The sequence below is a fragment of the Candidatus Aquicultor sp. genome, from assembly GCF_054640775.1.
Map to the genome: position 1 here is coordinate 1 of NZ_JBTSLF010000043.1, position 17,593 is coordinate 17,593.

Here is a 17,593-nt window from a genome sequence, read left to right on the forward strand (position 1 = left end):
AAACGGCCTGCGCGTAACCGATAAGGAAACGATCGACGTGGTTAAGATGGTCCTTGTCGGCAAGATCAACAAGGAGATCGTCTCGCTCATCAACCGTCATGGCAAACTTGCGGTCGGCCTGAGCGGTGATGACGGCAACATGATCGTTGCGAAGAAAAAGCAGATGACCGATGTCGACCTCGGCTATGTGGGAGAGGTCACCAAAATCAACAAGGAAGTGCTCGAGAACCTGGTCGAGGACGATTTTATCCCTGTTGTGGCTACCGTCGGGGTAGGCGAGGATGGTATGAGCTATAATATTAACGCCGACAAAGTCGCTGGTGAGATAGCCGCGGCACTTGAAGCGGATAAAATCATCTTCTTGACGGATGTCGACGGTCTCTATCGAGACTTTGAGGATAAAGAATCACTGATTTCTGAGCTTACGCTCGACGAATGCGAGCACAAACTCGCCAACGACGAGATAAGTTCGGGCATGTTGCCAAAGGTCGAAGGGTGCGTAACCGCGATTAAATCTGGGGTCAAGCGGGCGCACATCCTTAACGGTATGGTTCCGCACGCACTCCTGCTCGAGATATTCACCGACCAGGGCGTCGGAACAATGATTAGTAAGTAGTTTAGACGCGAAAGGCATAGCGATGGACTTAAATGAACTTAAAGATTTTGATGATACATATCATATGAGCACGTACGGGCGGTTGCCGATTGTTTTTGTCAAAGGCAAGGGTGCTAAGCTGTGGGATGATAACGGGAAAGAATACCTCGACCTCTTATGCGGTATCGGTGTGACCAACGTCGGTCACTGTCATCCCAAGGTCGTAGGCGCGATAAAAGACCAGGTCGAGATGCTCATGCATGTTTCCAACCTCTACTATACCGAGCCGCAGGCAAAGCTTGCTAAAAAGATAGCCGAGATATCCTTCGGTGATAAATGCTTCTTTGCGAATAGCGGCGCTGAGGCCAATGAAGGCGCTATAAAGATTGCACGGCGTTACGCAAAAACCAAAGGTAAGGATGCCTATGAGATTATTACCGCGCTTCGTTCGTTTCACGGCCGCACCATGAAAACCCTGGCCGCAACCGGTCAGCCGGATAAGCAAAAGCCGTTCGAGCCGATGCCGCCCGGTTTTAAGCATGTGCCGCTCAACGATTTCGAAGCGCTTAAAAACGAGGTAAGCGACAAAACATGCGCGGTCATGCTCGAGGTCATCCAGGGTGAGGGCGGTGTCTACCCGTGCGACCATGATTACCTGAAGCAGGTGCGGGCTCTCTGCGACGAGCGCGATCTCCTTTTAATATTCGACGAGGTCCAAACGGGAATGGGGCGGACCGGTACGATGTTCGCTTACCAGGCCACAGGTGTCGTCCCCGATGTGATGACCCTAGCGAAAGGCATAGGAAGCGGCCTTCCTATCGGTGTTCTGGTAGCAAGCGAAAAGGCCTCGGTGTTTAAGCCGGGCGAGCACGGCTCGACATTCGGCGGCGGCCCCGTTGTTTGCGCGGGCGCGCTGGCGACCATTAACGTCATCGAAGACGAGAACCTTGTCGAGAACAGCAACAAGGTCGGAGCGTATTTCAAGAACAAGCTTGAAGCCCTCAAAACCAAGACGGACCTAGTGAAAGAAGTCCGGGGCGCGGGTCTGATGCTTGCGATAGAATTAAACGGGGAACAGGCGCGAAACATCATGCTTGACCTTTTAAAAGAGGGCATAGTTGCAAATAATATAGGCAATACTATAATTAGGTTCTTACCGCCGCTTTGCTTAACCGAAGCCGAAGTCGATACGGCTGTGGCTGCGATAGAACGGTTGGTACTTGAGCATTCAGTCGTATAGACTGATGATATATTGGGATTTCGAGATTGTAGGAGTCGAAAATGGCGAGTCTAACAGGGAGAAACATCCTATCGCTTAAAAACTACAGCCAGGATGAGATATACCAGCTGCTGGCAAAAGCGATGGAGCTGAAACGGCTGCAGAAAAGAAACGAGCCGTACCGCATACTTGAGGGAAAAACCATAGCCATGATATTCCATAAGCCGTCCAGCCGCACGAGGATATCGTTCGAGACGGCCGCCTCCCATTTAGGCGCGCACCCGATATTCTTGCGCGATGACGAGGTAAAACTCGGCGAGCGCGAACCCATCAAAGATATGGGCAGAGTGCTCTCGGGCTACGTTGATGCCGCCGTAATACGGACGTTTAAGCAAAGCGATGTCGAGGAGCTTGCCCAATATTCCACGATGCCGGTAATAAATGCATTAACGGATGATTACCATCCGATGCAATCGCTGGCGGATCTCATGACCATCCTTGAGAGCAAAGACCGGCTCGCCGGCTTGAAACTCGCCTATATCGGAGACGGCAACAACGTGGCGAACTCGCTCATGATTGTCGCCGGTAAACTCGGGATAAATATGGCCGTAGGGTGTCCAAAGGGATACGAGCCCGACCCCGAGGTGGTTCAGTTTGCGACCGGGTCCATACGCAACATGAACCACGCGATAACGGTAACAAACGACCCGCTTGAAGCCGCAAAGGACGCAGACGTTATCTATACGGATGTATGGACCAGCATGGGACAGGAAGCAGAGCGCGAAGAGCGCTTGAAAATATTTAAATCTTACCAGGTAAACAGCGAGCTTATGGGGGCCGCGAAGCCCTCCGCGATATTCCTGCACTGCCTACCAGCCCACCGGGGCGAGGAGGTAACGGATGAGGTAATTGAGAGCAAACAATCCCTTGTCTTTGAGCAGGCAGAAAATCGCTTGCATACGGCAAAAGCGGCGCTCGCTTTACTCGTCAGGTAATAGATTCGGTGGTTATTAAATGAGAATAAAACACGAGAGACTCAACGCGATTAAACACATTATCGAGACGATGAACATATCGACTCAAGAAGAGTTGATATCTGAGCTTGAAAAGCAAGGCTACGATGTTACCCAGGCTACGGTCTCGCGAGACATAAGCGACCTGGGGCTGCAAAAAGTAAAAGTAATCAAAGGAAAATCCGCGGTAGCCACGGGAAAGCAGATCTATTCGCTGCCCGAGATAGAGCGCCTGCGCTCGACGCTCAATGAGTTTATGGTATCGATCGACCAGGCGGAAAATCTAGTAGTTGTAAAGACCCACCCAGGCACTGCGCAGGCGGTGGCCTCGGCGGTTGATACGGTAAAGTGGAAGGACGTTCTCGGCACCGTCGGGGGAGACGACACAATTCTTATTATTACCCGCACCAATGTCGTGGCTGATTTTATCATCGAGCGCCTTTCAAAATTGCGTGAAGAAAAAACGCTCTAGGAGCATTGGATACAAGTAGGAGGAGTTTGTGGGACAGGTTGGAAGCATACGGGAGCCAAAAGATAGAGTTGTTTTGGCCTACTCCGGGGGACTCGATACCTCGGTTGCCATAAAATGGCTGCAGGAAAACTATGATTTAGAGGTAATCGCGGTTGCGGTCGATGTCGGCCAGGGGGGCGACCTCGATGCCATTAAAGAAAAGGCGCTTAAAATCGGCGCCGTTCATTCCGAAATGGTGGATGCGAAAAAGGCCTTCGCCGAGAAGTTCATCGCACCCGCACTCAAAGCGAACGCCCTCTATGAGAAGAAATATCCGCTGGCCACGTCGTTATCGAGGCCGCTCATCGCAAAAATATTGATTGAAGTTGCCGAGGGAACCGGGGCTGTTTACGCGGCGCACGGCTGTACCGGCAAGGGCAATGACCAGGTGCGTTTCGAAGTAACGATGCGCGCGCTTAACCCGGATATCACGATCATCGCACCCGCGCGCGAATGGGATTTCACTCGCGAGTCCGCAATCGAATACGCCCAGAAGCATAATATCCCGATCCCGATTACCAAAAAGAGCCCTTACAGCATCGACGAGAATGTCTGGGGTAAATCGATCGAGTGCGGAATCCTCGAAGACCCATGGATAGAACCGCCGGCGGACGCATTTACTATGACCGTCGACCCGATGCAAGCCCCCGACGAGCCGACCTATGTCGAGATAGAGTTCGAACAGGGCGTGCCGATAGCGATAGACGGCCAGAGGATGGACTTCTTACACCTCATCGAGAAGGTTAACCAAATCGCCGGCTCGAACGGGTTCGGGCGCATCGACAAGGTGGAAAACCGGCTTGTCGGCATCAAATCCCGCGAGATTTACGAGGCCCCGGCCGCGCTAACGCTCATCATGGCGCACCGCGAGCTTGAGGATATGACGCTTCCTCGTGATCTCATGCACTTTAAATACGGCATCGAGGAAAAATACGCCGACCTTATCTACGATGGTCTCTGGTTCGGCCCGCTTCGCGAATCGCTCGACGCCTTTATAAACGAAACGCAAAAAGTAGTAAACGGAACTATCCGTATGAAACTTTACAAGGGTTCATGCCAGGTAGTAGGCCGCACGTCGCCAAATTCACTCTACGACCGCTCGCTCGCAACATACGAAGCCGGCGACACCTTCTCCCATAAAGCCGCCGAAGGCTTCAACAAAATCTTCGGCCTTAGCCTTGAGACCTGGGGAAGGAAATATAGGAAATAGGCAGTAGGGAGTATGCAGTAAGCAGTATGTAGGTCTAGCGTGGGTTTTAAAGAGGAGAGTGCTGTTAAGGCGTCATTCTGAGGCTGGAAGCCGAAGAATCTAGATACTCTAAACCATTGGTTATAGTTAACCGACTATGATATCAACAATAATCGCAAAAGCGATGTAATAAAGCACTAATAATACAGCCGTAAAAGGAGGAGTAATAATGAAACTCTGGTCCGGGAGGTTTTCGAAAAGTACAGATAGCTTCGTTGATGAGTTCAACGCATCGCTGCCTGTCGACAAGCACCTTTATAAGCAGGATATAGAGGGTAGCATCGCCCACGCCAAAATGCTTGCCAAAACCGGCATTATTGCCGATGAAGAGGCCTCCCAGATAGTAACGGGCCTGGAGTCTATCCTTAAAGAAATCGAAGCCGGCTCGTTTACCTTCGATATCGCCGATGAGGACATCCATATGAGCATCGAGCGGGCGCTCACCGAGAAAATCGGCTTCGTGGGCGGAAAGCTCCACACCGCCCGCAGCCGCAACGACCAGGTCGCCCTCGATACCAGGATGTTTCTAAAAGACGCAATCCTTGAAGTCGGCCAGGAGGTCCTCGCCCTACAAGAGGAGCTGGTTAAGACCGCTAAACGTGAAATGGAAACCGTGTTGCCCGGCTATACGCATCTCCAGCGGGCGCAACCAGTGCTGCTCTCACACCATATGATGGCCTATTTCTGGATGCTTCGTCGTGACTTCATGCGCCTGAAAGGTTGTTTCAAGCGCGCCGACGTAATGCCGCTCGGCGCGGCAGCACTTGCCGGCACCACATACCCAATAGATATGGAGTTCGTGGCAGAAGAACTCGGCTTCTCAAAAATCAGCAACAACAGCCTCGATGCGGTTTCCGACCGCGACTTTATAATAGAGTTCCAGGCGGCGGCCTCGATGATAATGATGCACTTAAGCCGCCTCGCCGAAGAGCTTATTATATGGTCGTCCGCCGAGTTCAGCTTCATCGAACTCGACGACGCCTACACGACCGGCAGCAGCATCATGCCCCAGAAGAAAAACGCCGACGTCGCCGAGCTGATCCGCGGCAAAACCGGCCGCGTCTACGGCAACCTGCTGCAGATGCTAACGACGATGAAGGGCCTGCCGCTCGCATACAACAAAGACATGCAAGAAGACAAAGAAGGCATGCTCGACTCCATAACGACAATTAAAAACTCGCTCTTCGGCATGAAGGGCATGATATCCACGATGAACATCCACTCAGAAATCATGCGCCAATCCGCCGAAGGCGGCTTCACCAACGCCACCGAACTTGCGGATTACCTGGTCGGCAAGGGAGTTCCGTTCCGCGACGCCCACCGCATCTCCGGAAACATGGTCCGCAAAGCCATCGAAGAAGGCTGCTGGCTCACCGACTTCTCCCTAGAAGAATTCCAGGCCGAAAGCCCCTTAATCGACGACGATGTCTACGACGCACTCGACATCCAAAACGCCGTAAAACGCCGCGACGTCCGGGGCGGCACCGCCCCCAACCGCGTCCAAGAGCAAATCGACAAAGCCGAAAAGATGATCGAAAAAGAACTCGAGTGGTTAAACGAGCGGGGCTAGAAGGGCGGTTTTATGCGCAAAAAGACTATACTCGCCCCATGCATAGCTGCCATATGTCTATCCTTCTTATTGATGTCATGCAGATCAGGTTCTCCGGTAAGCCAAAGTCAAAGCAATACCAACGGGACATCAGCTAATCATCAAAATGCAGCCGGCACAACTAAAACTAGCGCAAGCTCAACTGTAAATATTCGTTCTTCTGTCAAAGCTTTCATTGATAGACTCTCCAAAAGCACCATAACCGATATTGGTCACACGACTAGAGGCCTTAGTGAACCGGCAATTCGCTTACCTGAAGAACCGATGCCTTTTTCGGCAGGAAGGTTCGCGGTTTCCTTTGACGAGAACGGTGTGGTACGTGTTATCATCTGTCAAACAGAAGAAGTAGTTGGTCATCTAAACCAGGTTATTCCCGGCAAGACAGTTATAGGCGGATACGTGCAGCTTCTTGATAATCCCTCTGATGTTTTTGGGCCAGGCCCAAAGCTAAATTCTGCAGAACTCGACTATTTAATCGAAACCTTGTATAAGAAATTCAGGGCGCCCCTAGAAGACGAGCAACACTATTTTTTAAATAGCACAAAAGACTTTGTTCTTGCTATAAAATTCAACGGTAAACCAGGGATAGAAGAATATCACAAGAAGCTCGTGCACAGCTTACTGAAATAACACCGACCACAACCTCGTTTGTAATGCTACTGTGTAACTATTGCTTAGTCCGATGATTACAGTATAAGCTATAAGTTAATCTGACCTAGGAGATACAGGGCATGGCTAGCAACCCCGATCAAATTATCATCATGTTTTTTGGCGCTCCGCTAGCGCTGATACCGGCAATAATAATAGTCAAGCTGACGCAAAAAACATCGGCAAAAAAGCTTTATTATGCTACAAACATTGCTTTTGTCGTAGTATCTATCGGTCTCGGGCTCAATCTGCTCTCACGCCTTGCCAGCGGGCAAATAAACATGCAACGGGTAACATCTTGGAAAATCTGGCTGGTTATTATCCTCGGTGCGGTCATCTCTTTAATAGCGCTTGTTGATGCTATTAATGGCATAAAAGAGTATCGACGAGGACGCAGCTAGTGGGTTTAATAAGGCTTCAGGTTGGTATTTTGTTCTCTGTATCTCATTTGAAAGCCCTTGAGGACTGGGATATTTACCTCTAGAACTTCAACTAGACCTAAGTTCGAATCCGATCCGGGGAACATCTTGCAAGGTGCCGGTACTACTCATACGCTTTTCTTGAGCCATCTTTTTTCTCCTTAGGTTGTGTGGTTACTTCCTATTGTTGAGGAACGATGGCTCGCTTTTCAACTTATGCCTTTTTACAGAAGTTTAGGGGCTTGATCAGTACAGGCTGTTATCATTCAAAGATTGAGTATCAAATTTCATTTACTAAGGAGGTGAGTGATTAGAAATACGTCGCCAAGGGTACCATTTGAGCGCTAAATTGATAAGGAGAAGTGGTTATGTTAAGAAAGTGTTTAAAGTTATTCATTAACATTAGTATTGTAGTGGCGATGGTTTTTGCGGGATCGGTAGGTGCTTATGCTGCGGTATATAATCCTCCGTGGGCACACCTGATTAACATACCGGAGACGGATTATTTTCGCACAGCAGAACCGTGGGTTGATCAAATGGGCTATGATGGTTATGCACCACAAAATTTATCATCGGGTTCGTCGTATAACTACTGGAAAAGTGATGCTATCTTTTCGTTTTGCGGTCATGCTCTTGCGGATTCTAGTAATGGAGGCGCTACCGGTGGAGGTCTCTACTTTGCTAACAACGGTTGGGTTCTTGCTGAAGACAAAACAAATCCCAGTCGAGCAAATGCTGATCCAACTTACTTAATAAAAAACTTCGGGTCTGCTGATATAAACGATACCCTCGTTGTGTTGCTCATAGGATGTGGTACTGGTAATACGGGTCCACGGTACGGGAATCTGCTTGACTGGGCTCGGTCTAAGGGAAGCGATTGTGCGATTGGGTGGACCAATAATTTAAATGACAAGGCTGCCTCAGTATTTGGTATGGGTTTCTATAGAGGTGCCAGATATAACAACTATGCTATTGATAACCCGCTTGGTTATAATAGCGGTCAAGATACTGACCTTATGCAATACGCCTATAATTATATGGTGCAAAATGCAGCTGCGTTAAATTACTCTGTAGATACAAGATTACAGAGCTGGGTAACAAAAGGCCAATATGGGCAGTGCTTACAACCTGCGCGTTACGGGACTCCGTAGTAAAGACCGTATAATTGATGTAGTTAGTTAAGTGAACAACCTGTCTGGAGGTAGACATGTCAAATTTAAGTAAGACTAAGATAACAATCATTGCAATAGGCGTGCTCAGTATTCTTGGTGCAATAGCGGTTAGTGCAATAGGATTAGTCCCACAGCAAGAGCTTTCTTCTGAGCAAGCAACTGATGCTGTCAAGAGTTTTGCTGAGGTCAACGGTGTTAAAAGTGTTGTAAAAGATGAGTTAGCTGGAAAACGCTCGGTATATGAAGTGCAGACCTTAGATAATAGGATTTTTTGGGTGGATGCTAAGAGTGGCAAGGTAACTGGGGCGATGGGCAAATTAGGTGAGCAGCCTGTGAATTCGAACGAGTTGCCTTTAACCAAAGAAACTGCCTTAAGAAGAGCAGAAACCTTTATCAAGTCTAAATATGATCGCTTTAGCGAACTAACGTTAGTTGACCAGTATGTTGGGCCTGGTGATTCTATTACGTTCGGTTGGGTAAAAATCGATGAGAATGGTGCGAGGCTGCCAAGGTGGGCTAGTATCTCCGTAGATTTAAAGACTGGGCGACTTGGTAGTTATTCATCAAGAGATGATGAAACAGTTATCTCTACCAAACCCCAAATTACTAAGGATCAAGCGTTAAGTACTGCTCAATCAAAATTATCGGATAGTGGCGATATCAAGAAGAGTGAGCTTACCGTTATGAAGGATCACAGTGGTCAACAAAGGCTTGTATGGGTAGTGTCATATAGCCTGCATGTGAAAGATCCTGGAGATAGTGGCCTTGTTGCAATTGGTGAAGATCAAATGTGCATTGATGCTAATACGGGTGAAGACGTAACTAGTAGTTTTAGATAATAACGAAAGGTAGAGATGTAACGATGTCTACCTTTAAAGTGGACAACTATTGTAGATTATATCTCTAAAATTCTGAAAAAGACTTAGAAATCGATACCGCAATATGGGTGCAATCGCGCCCATATTGCGGTATACGAATCTCTTCAGCTAAGCAATCAAACTGGCAATATCTGTTAGAAGTTTGAATAAGCGCGAATCCGGGGAGCCAAATAAACGGCTTAAGAGAGCCGTTTTCTTGTTTAATACCATGTTTTCAGGTAATATAGCGAGCTATAGAAGAATACTGTTCGGGAGCTGCTGCTTGGTGGCTGAGAGGTGAAGCGATAACTTCACGACCGTTTGAACCTGATGAGCTCTAGAGCTATTCTGGATAATTCCAGCGAAGGGAACCAACCTGTGTTTAAGGCACAGCAGCCGTACCTTTACTGGTACGGTTTTTTAATTGGCAAGTTATAGGATCAAATTAAATGTGAAGGTAAGCACACGAAAGGATCAGTATGAGGCAACGAATCGAAGAATTTGAAAGCGATTTTCAGAGGATTAGACAAGAAAGACCCCTTATCCATCAGATAACCAATTTTGTAGTGCAGAACGAGACCGCCAATATTACATTGTGCGTCGGGGCTCTTCCTGTCATGGCCTGGGAGCAGGAAGAGGTTGCCGAAATGGTTACTCATGCAGGAGCGCTGCTTCTTAACGTGGGTAATATCGGTTGGGCAGACTTAATGATCGTGGCTGCAAAACGGGCGAATGAGCTTGGCATCCCGGTCGTGTTAGATCCTGTTGGAGCGGGCGCAACCAAGCCGAGGACGGATGCGATCAAGCGCATTATCAACGAGGCTCAAATCTCTATTATTAGGGGTAATAGCGCTGAGATCGGGGTTCTTGCTGGCGTTGGTGGGCAGATCAAGGGTGTTGAGGCCGTGGGTGAAAGCGAGGGCATCCTTGAGGCGGCGAAAGATCTTGCGAGGCGCGAGGGTATGGTTGTTAGTGTAACCGGTGCTGAGGATATCGTCACTGATGGGGAGCGGGTGGCGCTCATAAGAAACGGTCACCCATTGATGGCAACGGTTACCGGTACCGGTTGCATGTCGACCACTGTAACCGCTTCGTTTGCAGCGGTGCAGAAAGATTATTTCCGGGCTGCGGCTGGCGCACTTGTTTGTTATGGGCTTGCAGGCGAGAAAGCTGCAGCTATCTCGGGGGACAGACCGGGCTCATTTCACGTTGCGCTCTATGATTCTATCTATTCGTTAACCGATGACGATATTGCAGGGGGTGCGAAAATTGACTTCACAGTTTCGCTCAGCGCTTAAGGACAACCTTGGTCTTTATGTTATAACGACAGAGGCTCATGGAAGAAGCCATATCGATATTGCAGAAGCTGCGATCGCCGGCGGGGCATCATTTATTCAGTATCGAGATAAGCGCTCCACAAATCGTGAGCTATATGAGATTGCTAAGCAGCTGCGAGTGCTTACAAGGCAAGCGGGTGTAAAGTTTATCATCAACGATCGCACTGACCTGGCTCTAGCTGTAGATGCGGATGGTGTGCACCTTGGAGACGATGATTTCCCATATGAGGTGACGAGGGAGATGCTTGGGCAGAATCGTATAATCGGTATCTCGACGACCTGTATAGAAGAGGCTATGGCGGCTCAAGAAATTGGCGCCGATTATATCGGCGTGGGGCCAGTGTATGACACGACAAGCAAGGCCTGTGCAGTTGGGCCAATAGGCATCGACGGCGTGTGGGGAATACGAGAAGCAGTTAGCTTACCGATGGTTGCAATCGGCGGCATCTCGGTGGATACGTGCGGCACCGTTATGCGGGCACAACCTGATGGAATTGCGGTAATATCAGCCGTTTCGTCAGCCGATAATATGGTTGCTGCTACCAGGACGCTAAGCGGAATTGTTAGGTCATCGATGTTGACCTAGTCTGATCCCTAACCGCTTTGTGGAGCGGTTATTCTGCTATTTTGTGTAGTGTGATGACATCTTGTTATGGGTATGTGGTAAATGGAGGATCGATATCTTATCATGTCGCGAGTGATTTCGTGTTGCGCTCAGCAAAAAAGGAGGTAGCATGGCCGAGTCTATTGTTATTATCGACAGCTCTGAGATCCATGAGGGAAAGCTCGAGGAGCTCAAGACAGCCATGGTCGAGTTGGCTGAGTTCGCAGAGGCGAACGAGCCCAACACGATCGCCTACAACGTGTACCTCAACGAGGACGGCACCCAAGTGACCGTCTTCCAGGTTCACCCGGACTCCGCATCGGCGGAGTTCCATATGAAGGTGGCAGGCCCTGCTTTCCGCAAGTTCGCGGAGTTCATCAAGCTGTTGAGAATAGATATCTACGGCAAGCCGAGTCAGGAACTGCTGGAGCGGCTTAAACAGAAGGCCCAGATGCTGGGGAGTGAGACCGCGGTCGTGCACGAACTCCACGCAGGGTTTGCTCGATTCGGAGTCCGTCGAGCGGCCTAACACGGTTTCCAGATAGACAGCGCTTCACGCTGCCGCTCATCAGCTAACGTGCTTTTGCATCTTTTCTAAGAGCTCGTCGAGACGTTCATACGCCTCGTTGATACCTCTTTCTTTTCTGTGCTAATAATGCATCGTATAAAGAGTGCTTAATAAGTTTGAATCAATGCGGGTCCGGGGAGCTACCGGCGATTCAGAACCTATACTACAATAAGGGCACACGGACAGGCTGATTCGGCAAACAGGGTATAAGGGAGCCATCCACTTTCGCCCGCCAAACGGCAAGAAGCTTTTACTGCTACCATGGTATTTAAAGCAGCACAACAGGCGAACTATAATGTGGGATGTAGAGCCGAATTCATATCCCGGGGTGAACTCAAACACTCAGAGTATCATCGATTATACGGTTTCAAACGTAAAGCCCGGTTCGATAATTCTTTTGCACCCTTTCGGCAGCGTGAACAAAAAGACGCGCGAAGCGATTCCCGGGATTATTACTGCCCTTCAAAAACGAGGTCATAAAAGAGTTCAAGCCATGTCGAACGCCGTTCGCGCGATGCATCCGCCGTCCATAGTCTGGGTTGTATAAGTATGTTCTTCCGCCACATGCAGTAGTATATTCCCGAAAAAGGTTTTAGAGGGGGCAGAGAACGTTGCAGCAAACAGCGATTACCCTACGTAAGACCCCCGAGCACGGCAAGAACTTCGTTTACTTGATCGCCGTATTTCCTTGTTAGCCGGGATTTTCCTAAATTGGCTTTTATGATCTTTTTAATATCCGGATCAGGCGCTTGTGCCCATTTCTTAAGGAATGCGAATCCTTCTTCTGGCAGATGTGCGACAAAAACACTGAGTGCATATTGAAGTCCTTTTGACAAAACGGTGAAATCTTCCGACCGGCGGCTCGCTTTATCGGAAGATAGAATATCATTCAGGATATCTTCGCTAATTTTGAGACTAAACCGGGCGATTTCTTTATCCTTAAGAATGGGAGGGTGCGCTAAAGCCGCTATGAGCGCCCGTTTTTCAAAATTATTTGAGCCCTTGTACCACATTGAAAAATAATTCTTTATCGAATTGAAATCTTTCTCGGCAATTCTTTGGAAACCCATCGCCGCGCCTTCTCTGGTTCTCCACCTTGTATCGCTCATCGCTCTCTTGAGCCGGTCCATAATCAAGCTTTTTGTCGTCTCATCGGCGTAACAATAATGTGCACCCAGGGCCAGGATGCCGCAGAACGTCAGATATTCTCGCGGGTTATTGGTCGGCGCTTCATCTGGTGAAATATCCACCCATGTGATCAACAAACCCAAAACATCTTTGCCGATGGATTCTTTTTCAAAATAGTCTGCGAATTTAAAGGCAAGAGTTAGGTTTCCCCTGGGACCTGGCAGGTTGGAATTCGCGCACAAATAATCTTCGATTTCCTTAAACCTTGCCGGAAAATCAAGCAAAGGGATGATGATTTCTAGGACATCATAATTTTCCTTCACGGGAACACCTCCTGTCTATGCTCTCAAATTATAAACCAGCAAACGTTTATTTAAAAATAGAGGCCTTCTAAATGTCAGCATATTTGTTCTAGAAGGCTCGAAAATCGTCCGATCCGGGAAGAAAACGGAGGTCGATCACCCAAAGTTTCACGTCTTGCATGTAGTTATAGCTACTAATATAAGATAATAAAATATCTTGGGGCGTAAGTATTGACAAAGTAGAGATTAGTTAGTTACGATTGTTACATAGTCGTTATTATTACCTGGTTAAAGGTATTATATAGCAGCATACAAACTCTTTAGCACCTCACTCAACGTTTTACGACACAGCACTTTTTGATTCAAATAACGCCGATAGCACTTCATTCACAGGAAGGAGGCACAAAAAGAAAGCGGTCAAACCTTACAGTAATGCACCGTAGCAATGTATCGTAGCAGCGCATTCCACCCTTGTTTCATACACACGCCCGACGGGCGTTGTAGATATATCTTGGTCACATACCGTAAAACCAAAAATGGAGGGATGGCAATGGCAAGAATCGTTATTGTTGGAGGCGGAAGTGCGGGTATTATGTCCGCAGCCAGGCTCAGAAATGAGCTGTCGATGAGCGAGGCCGAAATCACGATTGTCGATGTTAGCGACAAGCACTACTATCAACCGGCCTACACGCTCCTGGTATTCGGGTTGGACGAGCCCGATAACCTCGTAAGGCCGATGGAGAAGGTGGTGCCTGCAGGTTGCACCTTCGTCCATGATGAAGTCGTCTCGGTAAATCCTGACAGCCAATACGTTGAGACGGCAAAAGGCAGAAAGCTCGAGTACGATTATCTCATCATGGCATCGGGCGCAAAGCTTAACTGGGACGAGATCGTCGGCCTGAAAGAGAATCTGGGCAAGGATGGGGTCCATACGTTCTACAGTCTTGATGGCGCTATGGAAGCCAAAAAGGCAATCGAGGAATTCGAGGGCGGTAACTTTGTCGTGGTCCAGCCGCCGATGCCGTTTAAGTGCCCGGGCGCCCCGATCAAGATGGCGTTGATGGCGGAAGACTTCTTCAGAAGAAAAGGTATTCGCAATAAAACCAACGTTACGCTGACCACAGCCCTACCGGCTGTCTTCACGAGAGAGCCATACGCGACAAAGCTCATCCAGATATTCAAAGACCGAAATATCGACGTTGTCACAGGTTTTAACCCCGGGACGGTCGATGTAAGCAACAAGGTCGTCAAATCTTGGGAGGGTACCGAAGTCAATTACGACATGACGGTCGTCATCCCGCCCCACGAGGGTGAGACGCTTTGTGAGGACAACGCGATTGCGGACGCGAGCAACTTCGTTAAAGCGAATAAGCATACGCTTGTCTGCGAAGGATACGACAACGTCTATGCGGTCGGCGACTGTGCGAACTACCCGACGTCAAAGACGGGAGCGGGCGCGCGCAAGCAGGCCGAAGTAATGGCGCACAACCTCGTTGCGAGAATACGCGGCAAGGAGGGAAATGCCATCTACACCGGTCATATAATATGACCTATCCTTACAAGGTTCGGGAAAGCCTTGTTTGCAGAGTTTGATTACGATAAGTCGATCTCCCCGGCAGAAGAGATGTACTCAAGCTGGGTCATGAAAGTCTACATGCTGAGGCCGCTATACTGGAGCTTAATGCTCAGAGGGAGGCTCTAGAGTGAGATGGCTGAGAACTTAATCGAAGAAGAGGAGTTCATGTTAAGTGATGATGCCGTTGCGGTCATCAACAAAGACCTGGTCTCTTTTATGGAAACGCTAAAAGATATGATTGGCCAGCTCGAACCACAGGTGAAAGCCCTTACCAAAGAGCTATCGCCGAAGCTGAACGTGATTAAGGCCAATTTGGACAAAGACGAGACGTTCGTGCTGGCGGAGCGGCTCTCGGGTAATACCGGCATGTTGTTAGAAATGCTCTCGCTTCTCGAAGGCCTGGATGACCTTCGAAGACAGCTCGAGCCGCAACTAAAAGCGCTTGTGCACGAGGTCGGGCCGCAGATGAATGCGATAAAAGCGAACCTCGACCGCGATGAGACGCTGGTACTGCTCGAACGCCTGTCGGCAAACACGGGGACGCTGTTAGAGCTTATCGGCTACCTCGAGGCGTTTAAAGATATGGCGTCTCAGTTCGAGCCGCAGCTTAAAGGGCTCGCGCATGAACTCAGCCCGAGGATTAACGCCATTAAGACGAATCTCGACCGGGACGAGACGTTTTTGCTCATCGAGAGACTCACGGCGAATACAGGAACGGTTCTCGAGTTGGTAACATACCTCGAGGCGATGACCGATCTAAAAAACCAAATCGAGCCGCAGCTTAAGGCGATGATGAAAGAGATGTCGCCCGCGGTCACATCCATTCGCACATTTATCGAGAACGAGCGAACCATCGAGTTCGCAAAGCGCGGCTTCAACGTTGTGCAGGGATTCGTCGAGGATGATGAGGTGTTGAACCTTGTCGAACGTATGCCGAATCTAAAAGCCCCGTTTATGAAATTCATGGATTGCATGTGCACGCGGGTAGGTGGGTGCGAGGATGGCCCAACGGTCGCCGAGTCGTCGATCGAGTCGCTCCTGAAACTGACCGAGATTGCCAGCACGCCTGTCGTTCAGAATCTGGTTGCGACGACCGCCGGCGCCCTTCAAGAGGCGGGCGAGGCGCAGATAAAACCCGTTTCGCCGATGGGGATGTTATCGATGCTCAGAGACAAAGATGTGCAGAGAGCCACAGGATTCTTGTTCTATTTTCTGAAGAAGCTTGGCCAAGGGTTGAACGCGGCACCTTCTGCGGCGCCGCCAAGCCCGGCGCCCCCGGCGTCACCGGAAAGCTAATTATCAGTTGGGATGGGGTCAGGAGCTTAGTGCGGACACTGTTCTCGAACAAGAATGAGTGGTTGCCATCTCGTCTCGTGACCAAAGATCACCGACAAAAGCTCTAGCTTGTAACTGTAAACTGAACAGTGCCTGGCGCACCTTGACCCCCTCCTTTTTCTCCGAAGAAGAGTGGGAGGGGGTTTTATTATTCCTGCTACCGAGACGAACAACTTCTCGAAAGAACCAAAAAGCCGCAAAAAGAGCCAATGGTAAAGGCTACAGGATTCTTACAAGCTTAACCGAAGCGCCCCAAATAGCTGTGGCCAGGAGCATGCAAACTGGTAGCCAACCGATAAGCCTTGCAATGTAAGGATTCTTTTTTATAAAAGACAGTGTTTTGCCGGCAGTCGGTTTTTTCGTGATTGCTGATGTCGTCTCGGCCGTTTTAGTGTCGGCCGTCGAGAGGGCGCCAGGTTTGCCCGGGGTATGTGTTGCGTTAGATGACGGGTGGGTTGTTGATTGCATCTGCATAACCAGCTCGTCGGCTTCCTTGATAGCGGATAACTCGGCCTGATCGGTTACGGTTTCTGTGGTGCCAGAAGCGCCGGTAACTTTTACGGGCACAGCGCCAGTTATATTCTGCAGGGGTGACACTACGGAAATTACAGGTAAATCTCCCATATTGCTGGGAGGGTTAAGCGACCCATAACCGGAAGAAGGATCGAAGGGAAGGAATACCGGGGGGTCTAGGACCGGCAAGAAAGGTACGGTGGCTGTAGAATCATCAGCCGTGCCGGTTGTGACAGGTGAGGGGGTCGGCTCCGCATCCGGAGACATTTTCTTGGCGATTCCCGGTGGATATTCAGGCCCGTGGGAAGAGCCGGCTGAATCATGATTTTCTGGGCGGTCAAATATATCGACGACCTTTGACCATACGGATTCAAGCACGCCGGGTGCTGTGTTTTCAACATCCGGTTTATCCGCAGGCTTTTTTGCCAGAGCCGTTGCGGGTGAGAGCACTACTATACAAATGACGAGCAAGAGGAGAATTTTAAGTTTCTTGCCGCCGAAAAGCCATGATAATCCGTGCATAGTTTTTGCTTAACACTTCCTACCCTAAGAATTCCGGCCGCTAAAACAATTAAGTCGGATATCGTCTGCCAGATGAGACGGGAAGCAGAGACTAAGCAGCTGTAATATGTGCTGGTAATTGGGTAGTAATAGTGGTGTATGAGCGCTTGGATTAATGTGTTAGTTTGTGATGCGGTTAAACTGTTGAGATTGAAATTAGAATCGTGCTTCTGCAAGCATTATAAGCTTTATGTAACTACTAGGCAACTGCTCAAGTAGTTTACCGTTTTTACCTAGTAACGTCTGATGCGAATTGTTTTAGCAAATAATGGCAGAAATAAGAAAGAAGGTGTACCTTGATACAAAAAACTAACCCTGGAGAGGTAAGTAATGTATCAAAAGTTAGACACCTTCTTTACGGCATTATACGTCATAGT

Annotated in this window: 18 protein-coding genes; 16 read left to right on the plus strand and 2 right to left on the minus strand. The window is 49.1% G+C overall.

Going from position 1 to position 17,593, the window contains the following annotated elements:
* From argB to ACYC56_RS05420, 14 genes are all read left to right on the plus strand, one after another.
* The coding region (argB, locus tag ACYC56_RS05355) for an acetylglutamate kinase (protein WP_461373149.1) at positions 1-616 on the plus strand (616 nt) is incomplete at its 5' end.
* A 22-nt stretch (positions 617-638) separates the two neighbouring features.
* Positions 639-1,835, plus strand: a complete 1,197-nt coding sequence (locus ACYC56_RS05360; RefSeq protein WP_461373150.1) for an acetylornithine transaminase — start codon at positions 639-641, stop codon at positions 1,833-1,835.
* A 41-nt stretch (positions 1,836-1,876) separates the two neighbouring features.
* Positions 1,877-2,809: an ornithine carbamoyltransferase gene (argF, locus tag ACYC56_RS05365; protein ID WP_461373151.1), complete on the plus strand. Its 933-nt coding sequence runs from the start codon at positions 1,877-1,879 to the stop codon at positions 2,807-2,809.
* A 19-nt stretch (positions 2,810-2,828) separates the two neighbouring features.
* A complete protein-coding gene (argR, locus tag ACYC56_RS05370) occupies positions 2,829-3,299 on the plus strand; it encodes an arginine repressor (protein ID WP_461373152.1) in 471 nt (156 codons plus the stop codon).
* 28 nt (positions 3,300-3,327) lie between these two features.
* Positions 3,328-4,548, plus strand: coding sequence for an argininosuccinate synthase (locus ACYC56_RS05375; protein WP_461373153.1), 1,221 nt, complete (start codon positions 3,328-3,330; stop codon positions 4,546-4,548).
* Positions 4,549-4,756: 208 nt separating this feature from the next.
* Positions 4,757-6,157: an argininosuccinate lyase gene (gene argH / locus ACYC56_RS05380; protein WP_461373154.1), complete on the plus strand. Its 1,401-nt coding sequence runs from the start codon at positions 4,757-4,759 to the stop codon at positions 6,155-6,157.
* Positions 6,158-6,226: 69 nt separating this feature from the next.
* Positions 6,227-6,826 carry a hypothetical protein gene (locus ACYC56_RS05385; protein ID WP_461373155.1) on the plus strand — a complete coding sequence of 200 codons (600 nt, stop codon included), beginning with the start codon at positions 6,227-6,229 and terminating at the stop codon, positions 6,824-6,826.
* 101 nt (positions 6,827-6,927) lie between these two features.
* Complete coding sequence (locus ACYC56_RS05390) at positions 6,928-7,245, plus strand: hypothetical protein (protein ID WP_461373156.1); 318 nt, start codon at positions 6,928-6,930, stop codon at positions 7,243-7,245.
* Positions 7,246-7,631: 386 nt separating this feature from the next.
* Positions 7,632-8,414, plus strand: a complete 783-nt coding sequence (locus tag ACYC56_RS05395) for a hypothetical protein (RefSeq protein ID WP_461373157.1) — start codon at positions 7,632-7,634, stop codon at positions 8,412-8,414.
* Positions 8,415-8,470: 56 nt separating this feature from the next.
* Positions 8,471-9,274, plus strand: a complete 804-nt coding sequence (locus ACYC56_RS05400; RefSeq protein WP_461373158.1) for a PepSY domain-containing protein — start codon at positions 8,471-8,473, stop codon at positions 9,272-9,274.
* Positions 9,275-9,771: 497 nt separating this feature from the next.
* A complete protein-coding gene (thiM, locus tag ACYC56_RS05405) occupies positions 9,772-10,590 on the plus strand; it encodes a hydroxyethylthiazole kinase (RefSeq protein ID WP_461373159.1) in 819 nt (272 codons plus the stop codon).
* The gene (gene thiE, locus ACYC56_RS05410) at positions 10,562-11,215 is read left to right on the plus strand and encodes a thiamine phosphate synthase (RefSeq protein WP_461373160.1); all 654 of its coding nucleotides are present in this window, start codon (positions 10,562-10,564) and stop codon (positions 11,213-11,215) included. The genes thiM and thiE overlap by 29 nt, the downstream gene beginning before the upstream one ends.
* A 148-nt stretch (positions 11,216-11,363) precedes the next feature.
* Positions 11,364-11,762, plus strand: a complete 399-nt coding sequence (locus ACYC56_RS05415; protein ID WP_461373161.1) for an antibiotic biosynthesis monooxygenase — start codon at positions 11,364-11,366, stop codon at positions 11,760-11,762.
* A 334-nt stretch (positions 11,763-12,096) separates the two neighbouring features.
* Positions 12,097-12,348 (plus strand): hypothetical protein, encoded by a 252-nt coding sequence (locus ACYC56_RS05420; protein WP_461373162.1) that lies wholly within the window; start codon positions 12,097-12,099, stop codon positions 12,346-12,348.
* Between the two features lie 85 nt (positions 12,349-12,433).
* Here ACYC56_RS05420 and ACYC56_RS05425 read toward each other — a convergent pair whose 3' ends face one another.
* Positions 12,434-13,252 carry a hypothetical protein gene (locus tag ACYC56_RS05425; RefSeq protein WP_461373163.1) on the minus strand — a complete coding sequence of 273 codons (819 nt, stop codon included), beginning with the start codon at positions 13,250-13,252 and terminating at the stop codon, positions 12,434-12,436.
* A gap of 529 nt (positions 13,253-13,781) precedes the next feature.
* On the opposite strand from ACYC56_RS05425, the gene ACYC56_RS05430 reads away from it, so the two are divergent.
* Together ACYC56_RS05430 and ACYC56_RS05435 are read left to right on the plus strand one after the other, a co-directional pair.
* A complete protein-coding gene (locus ACYC56_RS05430; RefSeq protein ID WP_461373164.1) occupies positions 13,782-14,933 on the plus strand; it encodes an NAD(P)/FAD-dependent oxidoreductase in 1,152 nt (383 codons plus the stop codon).
* A 6-nt stretch (positions 14,934-14,939) separates the two neighbouring features.
* On the plus strand, positions 14,940-16,103 hold the full coding sequence (locus ACYC56_RS05435) for a helical membrane plugin domain-containing protein (protein WP_461373165.1): 1,164 nt from the start codon (positions 14,940-14,942) through the stop codon (positions 16,101-16,103).
* A gap of 258 nt (positions 16,104-16,361) precedes the next feature.
* Here the strand turns inward: ACYC56_RS05435 and ACYC56_RS05440 are convergent, their stop codons facing one another.
* A complete protein-coding gene (locus ACYC56_RS05440) occupies positions 16,362-17,177 on the minus strand; it encodes a hypothetical protein (protein ID WP_461373166.1) in 816 nt (271 codons plus the stop codon).
* Between the last annotated feature and the right edge of the window lie 416 nt (positions 17,178-17,593).